Source organism: Holdemania massiliensis AP2, assembly GCF_000327285.1.
In the GTDB taxonomy this organism is placed as follows: Bacteria; Bacillota_I; Bacilli_A; order Erysipelotrichales; family Erysipelotrichaceae; genus Holdemania; species Holdemania massiliensis.
Genome location: NZ_HE998568.1, coordinates 260,370 through 272,709 on the forward strand (window position 1 = coordinate 260,370; position 12,340 = coordinate 272,709).

A 12,340-nucleotide genomic window follows, 5' to 3' on the forward strand; every position below is an offset into this window, starting at 1 on the left:
TTGTGAGTTTCAATATCCGTATAATCATACACTGTTTGGACCGCTTTGGCAATCCTCCGGCAGTTTCACTTCAACTTCAGCGCCGGCGTGATCTCAATTCCCCACTCCGCCGCCATTTGTTCCGCCTGATGAACAGCGTCATCCACCAGACAGCGCGGATCATGGGCATCCGAGCTGATGATTGTGGTCAGCTTGTATTTTTTGCTTAACATCCAAATTTCGCGATTCGGATAGCCGGTCGGCCGGCGCAGGCCGTTCGCATTGATCTCCACGGCGACCTTGAGCTTTTCACATTCCGCAAAAATCCGATCCATGCATTCCATCACCAGCGGCGTCGGCCGGTCATAGTTGACCAGAATGACATCCGGATGGGCAAGCAGCTGAAAAAAACCGGTGTTCAGCGCCTCAATGACATCCGCGGTATATTGACGGGTTTCCGCATCCCGGTCTTTCATCGCAAAGTAGTCATAGCGATGGTCTGCGCTTTCATGCTGGCCCAGAATCCACAGCGGCACGTCGTGATGATCGCGCAGCTGCACGAAGCGCTCCAGGGCTTCAGGAAAATACTCGCATTCAAAGGCTTTAAACAGTTCAATTTGCTTCCCATAGCGCTCGATGACCTCATCGGCTTCCGCCAGATACGCCGGCATATCGCTCCAGGGCATCCGCGGCCCCATCGGCATTTCGCTGGCCACATGCTCGCACACCGCCATACTCTGTAAGCCGCAGCGCAGACCTTCCTTCACATAATCTTCTAAGTTTCCCCGACCATGACGGCACCAATGGGAATGAGAATGAACATTGCTGATCATAAAATCCTCCTTGCGAAGTCATCGCTTCGCTCATTTAACAGAAAAAGCACGGTTGCCCGCGCTTGTTTTATTTGACGAGTACGACCATCGTGATCGGATTGACCGCCAGATTGCGGACCATCACCGGCGTGGTCAATAAGCCGGCTTCGTTGAAAATCAGCTGATAATCTTCTTCCAGCTCAACATACTGAACCGCATTGGACGGATTGAAGAACACTTTGATCGTTTGATAGCCGCCATACGCCTGCACATCATTGAGCTGATACAGAAGCATCTGCCCTTCCGTGACCTCAAAATGCACATGTTCCTCGATTTCCGCAGCGCTGGCAAAGCGGAATGCCCGAATCAGCCGGCGCAGCCGCACGCAGTCGCGGGTAAACTCAACGACTTCCTCATGCCGGTTTTTGCGTTCCCAATCGATCTGGTTAATGTTGTCGGGGGCATTGTACGTATTATGATGCCCGTATTTTGTCCGGCAGAATTCCTGCCCGCTCTGCAGAAACGGCACGCCCTGAGCGACCAGCGTCACCGCGATCATCAGCTTCTGCCGCTTGACGCGCAGCTCACGCACTTCATCTTTACAGCAGTCCTTCATCTTATCCCAGCCCGTCGCATTGTCGTGGCATTCAATATAGTTGATGCTCTGAGTCGGCTGTTGGTAAATCTTATACATTTCCTTATTCAGCGTATTGGCACACAAGGCCGACATCATATCATGCGCCTGATATAAATTGCCGGTCGCATAGCCTTTCGCCTGAACGTCAAATTCAGACGTTTTGCCTTTGACAACATCGCGGAAGTAGTCGTTGAAATGCGCGACCTCCGGCATTTTCGCATTGTTGCGCTGGCAGGCTTTCAGATCGTCGTTCAGCGCGGTCGGCAGATCCCAGCCTTCGCCATAAACCATTAGCTCGGGTTTCAGCCGGCGGCCTTCCTTGACAACACAGTTCATCGTATCGACATCATGCACGCCCATTAAATCGAAGCGGAAGCCGTCGACATCATAAACTTCAATCCAGCGGCAGACAATGTCCACGATATATTTACGCACCATCCGTTTGATAGAATCGGTATCGTTGCCGCAGAAGGATCCGTTGGACAGAAAGCCGGAAGGCGTAGTCCGGAAATAATAGTGAGGAACGCATTGATCAAACGCTGAAAACTGAATATCGTAGTGATGGTTGAACACAACGTCCAGATTCACCCGCAGGCCATGCGCATGCAGCGTCGCAATCAGCTGCTTCAGCTCACGCACCCGGCAGCGCGGATCGTTGGGATCACTGGCATAGCTGCCCTCCGGACAGCCGTATTGGAGCGGATCATAGCCCCAATTATAAAACAGCTCCGGATGTTCCTCATCGACCGTCGCAAAATCCGCAACTGGAAGCAGCTGCACATGCGTCACGCCTAACGAAGTCAGATAATCCAGTCCCGTCGGTTTTCCCGCTAAGGCGGTTCCCGTTTCACACAGTGAACGATACTGGCTGTGCGTCGTGGTTCCGCATTCCTTCTGATGGGTAAAGTCGCGCACGCTCACTTCATAAATCACCGCGTCGGTATAGCGGGCAAACGGCGGCAGCGCGGATTGAGGCATTTCCGTCATCCGCTTCCAATTGACCAATCCGCTGCGGCGGCCGTTGGCTGTCGAGGACAGCGCATACGGATCAGGACTGCAGTGGATTTCCCCATTGACCTTGACCTGATAGAGATACGTTCCGCCATCCCAATCACCCGCAGCTTCCGTCCGCCAAACACCTTTGTCCCCGCGCGTCATCTCCAACAGCACCTGTTTCTCACCTAAACGCAGATCCAGCTGTACTTCATTTGCGGTCGGCGCCCACAGCACAAACCGCGTCTGGGTTTCCTCACAAAACGCTCCCAATTCACCCGTATAAGCAAAATCTTCATCAAAACGGGAAGTTTGGACAATCCGGCGGAATTGCAGCACGGCCCGATGACCATGTTCCTCCACGATTTCCACGGCTTCCCCCATCCGGATATCGGCTGGGCCAGTCAACGTATATCGGGTATAGCTCTCATGCGATTCCAGTTCTCGGATCTGACAGGCCGTCACTTCCCCCTGCGTCCGTTCCAGATAAAACCGATCGCTTTTCCCGTTGTAAAACCGCTGTGACAAATACACTACAATTTTTCCATAATCGTCCAGAAAAGCTTCCATGCTTGTATTTTCTTTCATTTGTTCCCTCTTTTCTGCTGCTGTCTTTTTCACATTCTCAAAATTCGCCTGTTCTTCTATTATAATGGACAAGCCGCACTCTCAACAAGCATTTCCCACTTACTTTTTCAAGAAAGACCAAAGAAAATCCCGCATCATTTGAAAAATGCGGGATGTTTTGCTTATTTATCGTCGATGCGTACCGGAGAAATATGCCAGATCTCATCGGCATACTGCTGAATTGTACGGTCAGAACTGAAATATCCGGATTTGGCAATGTTGATCAGACAAGCCTTTGCCCATTGTCCCCGATCGGCATACCGGCGCTGAATTTCTTCATGCGCAGCCGTATAGCTGGCAAAGTCGGCCAATAAGAGATACTCGTCGTTCTTATACATCAGCTCATCGAAAATCAGCTTGAACTCATCGTGATCCTCTGCCCAAGTTCCGTCAACCAACGAATCCACGGATTTCTTAATCCGTTCATCCTCGTTGTAGTAATCCCAGGCATTGTAGTTCTTCTTCAGCTCGGTTACCTGATCGACCGTCAAGCCGAAGATCACATCGTTGTCCCGGCCGACGCGTTCATCAATTTCAACGTTGGCTCCATCCAGCGTTCCCAGCGTCATCGCGCCGTTCATCATGAACTTCATGTTGCCGGTGCCGCTGGCTTCCTTGCCGGCTGTGGAAATCTGTTCAGAAACATCCGCCGCGTTCATCAGCACTTCCGCAATTGAAACGCTGTAATTCGGGATAAATACCACTTTCAGCATCGAATTGACCGCCGGATCGTTGTTGATCACCTCGCCCAGACTGTTGATCAGCTTGATTACCTTCTTGGCGAAGTAATAAGCTGGAGCGGCTTTGGCCGCGAAGATAAAGGTCGTCGGTGTGATCGTAAACGACGGATCTTCCTTCATCCGCTGATAGAGATAGATGATATGCAGGGCGTTGAGCAGCTGCCGCTTATAGGCATGCAGACGCTTGGCCTGAACATCGTAAATTGAATTCGGATCGATTTCAACCCCACAGCGTTCCTTGACCAGTTTCGCCAGGATTTCCTTGCGCTGATGCTTGATTTCCAGAAACTGATTCTGAATTGCCGGATCATCCACATGATCCATCAGCTTTTCGATCTCATTGAGGTCATACTCAAAGCCTTCGCCGATCAGCTCGTCAAGCATCTTCCGCAGCTGCGGGTTGGAGTAAAGCAGCCAGCGGCGGTGGGTGATGCCGTTGGTCTTGTTATTGAACTTATCCGGATACAGCCGGACAAAGTCATGGAATAAGTCATTGATCAGAATATCGGTATGCAGCTGAGCGACGCCGTTGACACTGTGCGAGCCGACGACCGCCAGCGACGCCATGTGCACCTGATCATCCTTCAAAATCGCAACGCGGTAAGCCATATCGCGTTCATAGGGGAACTTCTCGGCGACTTCTTTTAAGAAGCGGCGGTTAATTTCCTCAATAATCATATAGATTCTTGGAAGCAGACGCTGAACAAAGGCAATCGGCCATTTTTCCAGCGCTTCCGACAAAATCGTATGGTTAGTATAAGCCATGACGGCCGTGGTGATTTCCCAGGCATGATCCCAATCATAGTGATATTCATCCATCAAAACCCGCATCAGTTCCGGAATCGCCAATACCGGATGGGTATCGTTGAGCTGAATCGCAATCTTTTCGCCCAGGTTATCCAGCGTCGGATAGACGCGCAGATGCGAGCGGATAATCGATTTGACACCCGCGGAAACAAAGAAATACTGCTGCTTTAAGCGCAGAATCTTGCCGTCGTCCGTGGAATCATCCGGGTACACATTCAGACAGATCTCCTGCAGCTCCTGCAAATACAGACGGAAATCCTTGTTGGTTGGGATGATGTCGGAAGCCTCAGCCGACCACAGCCGCAGCGTGTTGGTTTCCTTGGTGCCATGACCGACGACCGGCATGTCATACGGTACAGCCCGGATGTGTTCCGCATCGACATGTTCAAAAATCAGTTCGCCGTTTTCATCCTTGCGCATCTCGACATGTCCCCAAAACTTCACGTCTACCGCGCTTTTCGGCTTGCGGACTTCCCAGACATTGCCCAATGTCAGCCACTGATCCGGAACTTCCACCTGATAGCCGTTTTCAATCTTCTGACGGAACAGACCATATTGATAACGGATGCAGTTGCCGTTGCCCGGCAGCTGCAGCGAAGCCAGCGAATCCAGGAAGCAAGCCGCCAGACGCCCCAGACCGCCGTTGCCCAAACCGGCATCGGATTCCAGATCTTCCAGCTCGTTAATGTCGATATCCAAATCCTTCAGGCCGTCGCGAACAAGCTCATAAATGCCTAAATTCATCAGATTATTGGTTAAAAGCCGGCCGATCAAGAACTCCATCGAGAAGTAATACATCTGCTTGGCTTCCTCTGCCGCAATCTTCTCTTTCGTTTCTTTCCAATGGATGCCCGCAAAATCACGAACCATCTCGCCCAGCACCATAAATCGTTCTGTCGGATGGGACTGTTCGACAGAGCGTCCGTAATTTTCCTCGATCCGTTTGGTGAATTCTTCTACGAATTCCTGTTTGTTATTGAACATAAAATTCCTCCCGCGTGTATTTTACCAGTTTTTCCCTAAAACGCAATCGCTTCCTGTTAATCAAAGCGGTTACTTCCTCATTTTTACCTAATTCAGCGTTACTATTCGTTTTTTTCCTTAATCCTGATTCCTGTTTAATCGAACTTTTTTCAAGAAAAGGGCCCCTGCAGCGAATTTTCCCCAATACGACCGTGTGCTGCAGGGGCGCTTCTTAATCCCTAATCGGCTTGCTTACGGACGGCAGTTTTCTTCTTTTTCACCGCTTTGGCTTCCGGCAGCGCCTGCGGCTTTTCCATCGGTTCGCTCTTAGCTTTTCCGGTTTTCTTCGGCGCTTTCTTCTTTGCGGTCTTCTTGCAGATAAGCAGGATGCCCGCAAACGGAGCGACGCGGATATCCAGCGACTGTTCAAAATGATGAGCCGGCACGGTTTCTGTCGCTACCGGTTTGAAGTTGCACATGTTGCAGCCCTCATAAATATCTTTTTCCGTATTGAGCAGTTCACTGTAAGCACCCGCCTGCGGTACGCCGATGCGGAAATGTTCATAGGACGCCGGCGTCATGTTGAGAACGACGACCATGATGTTCTGTTCATCTTCGCGATAGTAGCTGTACACGCTCTGATCGCCGTTGTCCGCGTCGATCCAGCGGAAATACTGGTGATCATAATCATAGCGGCTCAGCGCCCGATGGTGCGAGTAAATCCGGCTGATATCCTGGAAATACCGCGCAAAGGCCGCATGCCGGGAATAGCCTAACAGGAACCAGTCCATTTCCCGGGCTTCGTCCCATTCGCGGAACATTCCGATCTCATTGCCCATAAAGTTCAGCTTTTTGCCCGGATGGGTGAACTGATAGAGATAGAGATTTTTCGCCTGGGCAAATTTCTGATCATAGCTGCCCCACATCTTATCGACAATCGTATGCTTGCCATGCACGACCTCATCATGGCTTAGCGGCAGGATGAACCGCTCAGAATAGAAATACGCCATGGAGAAGGTCAGCTCGTTGTGATGATATTTACGGTAGATCGGATCGCGGCCGTAATATTTCAGCGTGTCGTTCATCCAGCCCAGATCCCACTTATAATCAAAGCCCAGTCCCAGCTCCAGCGTCGATTTGGTGACTTTCGGATAATCCGATGAATCCTCCGCGATCAGCATCACTTCCGGATATTTCTTTGACAGATAATAGTTCTGACGGCGGATAAACGCGAGCGCGCCCTCATTGGTGCCGCGGTTCTTGTTTCCGCCCCAGTAGATGATGTTGCTGACGGCGTCGATGCGGATGCCGTCGATATGGTACAGATCGCACCAGAACGAAGCCGACGACATTAAGAAGCTGCGGACTTCCTCTTTCCACAGATCAAAATTCATCGTTCCCCATTCACTGTGCGCGTCATTGACGCTTGGATACTCATACAAAGCTTCCCCATCGAAATACCGCAGACCATGGCTGTCCTTGACAAAATGCACCGGAACCATATCAAGAATCACCCCGATATGCTGACGATGGCATTCGTTGATGAATTCCATCAGATCCTTGCATTGCCCATAGCGGGAAGTACAGCTGAAATAGCCGCTGGCCTGATAACCCCAGCTGCCGTCAAACGGATGTTCATTCAGCGGCATCAGTTCAATGTGCGTAAAGCCGTGTTCCTTGACATACGGAATCAGCTCTTTTGTCAGTTCACGATAGCTCAGCCAATATGGCCCATTCTTTTTCCAGCTGCCGGCATGCACTTCATAGATGTTCAGCGGTTCTGCGAAGTTCTTGGACCGTTCGCCCAGCCAGATTTGATCCTTCCATTGGAAGCCTTTTAAATTCACGATCACCGAAGCGCTGTTCGGCCGCATTTCGCTGTAAAACGCATACGGATCGGACTTATCGAAAACATTCCCGGCTGAATCCTCAATCCGGTATTTATACAGCTGTCCTTCCTTCAAATCAGGAATAAACAGGCTCCAGATGCCCTGATCTTCCGGCAGGCGTTCCATCTTGGCATTTTCGCCGTTCCAGCCGTTAAAATCGCCGACGACCTGAACGCTGCGCGCATGCGGCGCATAGACCGTAAAACGCACACCGTTGACGCGCTCATAGGTGAAATGAGCGCCGAAAAGCTCGTAAGCATCAATGCAGTGCCCCTGGTGAAAACTTTCAATGAGTGTTGTCTGATTCATGGATTTCCTCCTGTTTCTCTCTCTTTCTTTTATGCCGAAAACCGCTGAACATGTCTATTCCTTCCAGCGTTTTTTCCAGCATCATAATCTCCATTCCTCCAGATTTCAATTCAAAAGAGAGCGGCTTCCGCCTTGTTCTATCTACTATCATATTACAACATTGACTCCCACAGTTCAATCTTTTCTTGCCATCTTTTGTAAGCCCTTTCTTAAAGAGCACTCTGAATAGAAGCCTGTCTTCAGCGGTGAAGGTTGAATCAAATGAGTCAGGAAATAATTACCTCTGCGGATAAAACAGGCACTTCGGACCAGCCTGGAAAATTGAAGCCGACTGAAATTCGGCTCATTGAGTGGGAATTGATTTTCCACTGCTTCGGACCCTTCGCAGAATTTCGGCTTTTTCAGTCCGGCCCATCAGTGTGTAGTATTGTTCCCAACAGGTCAGGGAATGCAGCGGAATGATTTCTCCTTCCAGCTGAATGTAGTCTTCTATTTCTTCCGGTTTCAAGGGAAAGGCATAAGCGTGTCCTTCGCTTTCGATCACCAAGCCGCCGATGATGTCAATCTCGGTCCCGTCAACCGTCCATTCCATAAAGCAGCGGGAATGAAACTGCGCTGAGGAAGTTGCTGAATGCAAAGTACCGATTTTTGCCAATAAGCTTCTGACCTGTTTTTCAGCGTGTTCATCAATCATCAAATCCAAATCGTGAAAATCGGAAACGATTTCTTTCAGGTACAGCAGCGCGGAACCGCCCACAGCCCACAAAATTTCTTCTTCGTTCAGCAGCCGGGCTATACGAGCTAAAACCTGCAGCTTCGCTTCTTTTGTCATGATGTCTGCACCGCTCAATCCATGCGCAGATATAACCTGCGGAAAAAAGCGGGATAGATCCGCTGATAGAGCTCCGCAATTCGTTTTCGTTTCTGCTTCGGATCCAAGCTGGCCGCCAGATCCAGCGTCAGCACGGCATAATCAACATGGTAGAGATGAAGCTGAATATCCGTCAGCTGCGCTCCGGCCCGCAGGTAAAAGGCAATCCGTTTCTGCGCCTGTTCCGTCTTGGCCGCTTCGGCTTCGATCACAATCATTTCCTTTTGGGCAAACAAAATTTTCAGTTCATTCAAAAACTGCGTCCCCTGTCCCTGCGCGCGATAAGCTTTCAAAATCGCGAAATAATCCAGAAGCAGACATTGCTGGCGGACATCCTGTTCGAGGACGGCATAGCCGATCAGCTTGTCTTGTTGGTAATAGCCCAAACACAACGCGATTTCTTTACGATTCTGGGCCAGTATACGATTCAGCGGCTTCAGCTCATCGCTGGGAAAATCCTGTTTCATCGCCTGGTTGTAGATCGCTTTCATCGTTGTTTCACTTAACGGTTTAATCATACATGCTCCTTCATCAAATCAGATAAGGCAGGAAACTGGAAAAAATAAAAGAGGCCGATAGGCCTCAAAGCAGATTGGTTTGATTAAAGAACGGTAACGTTGACTGCGCGAGTCTTGCCGCTTCTTTCGTCGTTTTCAACGTCGTAAGAAACTTTCTGTCCTTCTTCCAGGGACTTGTAGCCGCTTCCGTTGATGCCAGAGAAATGAACGAAGATATCACCCTGTCCGTTGTCGTCAGAGATAAATCCATAGCCCTTCTCAGCGTTAAACCATTTTACTTTTCCAGTATTCATTATGAAATACCCTCCTTATTGAATTTAGAACTTAATGGGTCAATAAGCTAAAACGCGCTTGAAATCACCTCTTGAAGCATGATCTCACAGCGCGTTATCATATCATCCAACGGTCTAAATCTGTTAATATTATATGCTCAAACAAAAAAGTTGTCAACTACTTCCAGACATCGTTTATGCCAAATTTCAAACCCACGGCCGCCTTGGCTCAGCGCTCATCCGAGGTAAGAAATAACCTTGCCTAAATGATCGCAATTGAGCTGAAATACAGGCGCCTTTCTTGCTTAATTTTTGGTTTCTGCCCGCTTCCTATCGCATAGCGTTAGCGGATAAATCAAAGCCTGCTGCAAAGCGTAGATCAACCAAGCCAAACTTCAGAATCAAACAAAAAGAATGAAGCTGACAGCTTGCTGAGACCTGCCTGCTTCATCCTGTTTTTCTATATGTGATTTTTTTGTTTCAAGGCCGCCGCGATCAGGCCGACAAACAGCGGATGTGCCTTATTGGGCCGGCTTTTGAATTCCGGATGATACTGCACCGCAACAAAATACGGATGATCCTTCAGTTCAATCGCTTCGACCAGCTGCCCATCCGGTGAGGTTCCGCTGATCCGCATTCCCTTGGCCTCAAATTCATCACGATAGGCATTGTTGAATTCATAGCGATGGCGGTGACGTTCCTGGATTTGCTGAAGGCCGTAGATGGAAGCCAGCCGTGATTCAGGCTGAATGACGCAGGGATAAGCTCCCAGACGCATGGTTCCGCCCTTTTCAATCTCATCGGATTGATCGGCCATAAAGTCAATGACCTTATGCGGACTGGCCGGATCAAATTCCCGCGAATGCGCATCGGCATAACCCAAGGCATGACGGGCGAATTCAATCGCTGCCGTCTGCATCCCCAGACAGATGCCTAAATATGGAATTCCTTGCTTGCGGGCATAATGCGCCGCCGCAATCTTGCCTTCAATTCCTCGGTCACCGAAGCCGCCGGGAACTAAAATTCCATCACATTCCCCAAGTATCGCTTCCGCTGTTTCTTCCGTCACGGTTTCCGCTTCAATCCAGCGGATATCCACATCAGTGCCGTTGGCATATCCGCCATGCCGCAGAGCTTCAGCGACCGACAGATAAGCATCGCGCAGCTTCACATATTTGCCGACCAGACCGATCGTCACCTGACCTTGGCTTTGACGGATCCCCTCCAGCATGTTGTTCCATTCCGTTAAATCACAATCGGCGCAGTCCAGCTGCAGCAGTTCGCATACCTTGTCTGACAGATGCTGCTCCTGCAGCATGATTGGCGCTTCATACAATACCGGAACGGTGCGGTTTTCAATCACGCAGTCCGGATGTACATTGCAGAACAAGCTGATCTTTTCTTTTAAAGAGGCCGGCAGCGGCTGATCACAGCGGCAGACAATGATATCCGGCGTGATCCCATTCGCCCGCAGTTCACGGACAGAATGCTGCGTAGGTTTTGATTTCAGCTCTCCGCTGCCCTCAATATACGGAATCAGGGTCACGTGCATGAACAGACAGTTTTCCTTTTTGACTTCCAGTGAAATCTGACGGATCGCTTCGATGAACGGCTGGCTTTCAATATCGCCGATCGTACCGCCGATTTCCGTAATCACGACGTCAGCGTTGGACGATTCACCTACCGAATAGATAAACTTTTTAATTTCATTGGTAATGTGCGGAATCACCTGCACGGTTTCGCCCAGGTATTCGCCCCGACGTTCTTTATTCAGGACATTCCAGTAGACCTTGCCGGTTGTCAGATTGGAAAAACGGTTCAGGTCTTCATCAATAAAGCGTTCATAGTGCCCTAAATCCAGATCGGTTTCCGCGCCGTCTTCGGTCACGAACACCTCGCCATGCTGATAGGGACTCATTGTACCGGGATCTACATTGATATATGGATCCAGCTTTTGAGAGGCTACCTTCAATCCCCGGCTTTTTAAGAGCCGTCCTAAGGAAGCAGCGGTAATTCCCTTACCCAAGCCGGACACAACTCCGCCCGTGACAAATATATATTTCATATTCTTTTTCTCCTCATTCCTGTTGATATGTTTTTATAACCTGCAGCGCGGCTTCGCAGCGGCTGATCCGCTGATTCATCGCCATTTTTTCCAAAGTATGATGGGCCTCATCCTCACTCATGCCGCTTTCGATTAAAACACGCTTGGCCTGAGCAATTTGCCGGATCTGTTCAGCCAAGTTTTTCAATTTCGGACTTCGCTGCAGCAATTCCGGCGCCTGCTCGCTGATCTGCTTTAAAACGCCGTCAAGCCGCAGCGGGCGGAGACAAACGATCACATTGCGCGCAGAAAGCTCCGCATTCGGCTTCTTTGAAACCCAAAACAAAAAATATGTATCCGGGAATTTCGCGGCCATCTCAGCCAGCTGACTCAGGGCCGTTTCCTCTTGGGAAGGGATATCTACCAAGACCAGCTCCGCTCCTGCCTGGTTTAATTGAATACAGGCTGCCGAAAGCGTGCTGACCTGTTGGGACAACTGCCAGCCGCAGCGATGAATCAGACTGATTAAACGAGCTTGAGCGCTCAGCGCATTATTCACTAATAAGACTCTCAGCATTTGCTTTCGCCTGTCTTTCCTCTGTTAGTGTGGACATGACGGGCTGGTTCCATTCCCGCGCAAGAGCCCGATTTGTATTTCCATCCGGCAACCCGCAGAAGATCAGACGGTTAAAACGGACATCATGATCCTGATCGACACGGAAGGAAAAACGCTTGTTTTCTTGCATAGGCTTCACCTCATTTTCAACAAAGAAAAAGGGGATATGAAAAGCTGTCTTTTCATGAACCCCTTTGTTCAACGGGAATTATTATACAGGACTCAGTTTTTCGTTTCAAGAATTTTTTAATTTTTTTCAAACC

The 12,340-nt window shown here is 49.7% G+C and carries 10 protein-coding genes; all 10 read right to left on the bottom strand.

Annotated elements, in window-relative coordinates; all coding sequences use genetic code 11:
- Positions 1 to 65 precede the first annotated feature (65 nt).
- Positions 66 to 812 carry a PHP domain-containing protein gene (locus tag BN162_RS09075; protein WP_020224775.1) on the bottom strand — a complete coding sequence of 249 codons (747 nt, stop codon included), beginning with the start codon at positions 810 to 812 and terminating at the stop codon, positions 66 to 68.
- Positions 813 to 879: 67 nt separating this feature from the next.
- Positions 880 to 3,009 carry a type I pullulanase gene (gene pulA, locus BN162_RS09080; RefSeq protein WP_020224776.1) on the bottom strand — a complete coding sequence of 710 codons (2,130 nt, stop codon included), beginning with the start codon at positions 3,007 to 3,009 and terminating at the stop codon, positions 880 to 882.
- Positions 3,010 to 3,170: 161 nt separating this feature from the next.
- Complete coding sequence (locus BN162_RS09085; protein WP_020224777.1) at positions 3,171 to 5,579, bottom strand: glycogen/starch/alpha-glucan phosphorylase; 2,409 nt, start codon at positions 5,577 to 5,579, stop codon at positions 3,171 to 3,173.
- Positions 5,580 to 5,797: 218 nt separating this feature from the next.
- Positions 5,798 to 7,756, bottom strand: a complete 1,959-nt coding sequence (glgB, locus tag BN162_RS09090) for a 1,4-alpha-glucan branching protein GlgB (protein ID WP_020224778.1) — start codon at positions 7,754 to 7,756, stop codon at positions 5,798 to 5,800.
- Positions 7,757 to 8,099: 343 nt separating this feature from the next.
- A complete protein-coding gene (locus BN162_RS09095) occupies positions 8,100 to 8,588 on the bottom strand; it encodes a nucleotidyltransferase domain-containing protein (RefSeq protein ID WP_020224780.1) in 489 nt (162 codons plus the stop codon).
- 14 nt (positions 8,589 to 8,602) lie between these two features.
- Positions 8,603 to 9,145, bottom strand: a complete 543-nt coding sequence (locus BN162_RS09100; RefSeq protein WP_020224781.1) for a GNAT family N-acetyltransferase — start codon at positions 9,143 to 9,145, stop codon at positions 8,603 to 8,605.
- A gap of 83 nt (positions 9,146 to 9,228) precedes the next feature.
- Positions 9,229 to 9,438, bottom strand: coding sequence for a cold-shock protein (locus BN162_RS09105; RefSeq protein WP_006057580.1), 210 nt, complete (start codon positions 9,436 to 9,438; stop codon positions 9,229 to 9,231).
- 439 nt (positions 9,439 to 9,877) lie between these two features.
- A complete protein-coding gene (locus BN162_RS09110; RefSeq protein WP_020224782.1) occupies positions 9,878 to 11,482 on the bottom strand; it encodes a CTP synthase in 1,605 nt (534 codons plus the stop codon).
- 13 nt (positions 11,483 to 11,495) lie between these two features.
- Positions 11,496 to 12,038 carry an ANTAR domain-containing protein gene (locus tag BN162_RS17895; RefSeq protein WP_051032534.1) on the bottom strand — a complete coding sequence of 181 codons (543 nt, stop codon included), beginning with the start codon at positions 12,036 to 12,038 and terminating at the stop codon, positions 11,496 to 11,498.
- Positions 12,013 to 12,207: a hypothetical protein gene (locus tag BN162_RS09120; RefSeq protein ID WP_020224784.1), complete on the bottom strand. Its 195-nt coding sequence runs from the start codon at positions 12,205 to 12,207 to the stop codon at positions 12,013 to 12,015. The genes BN162_RS17895 and BN162_RS09120 overlap by 26 nt, the downstream gene beginning before the upstream one ends.
- Between the last annotated feature and the right edge of the window lie 133 nt (positions 12,208 to 12,340).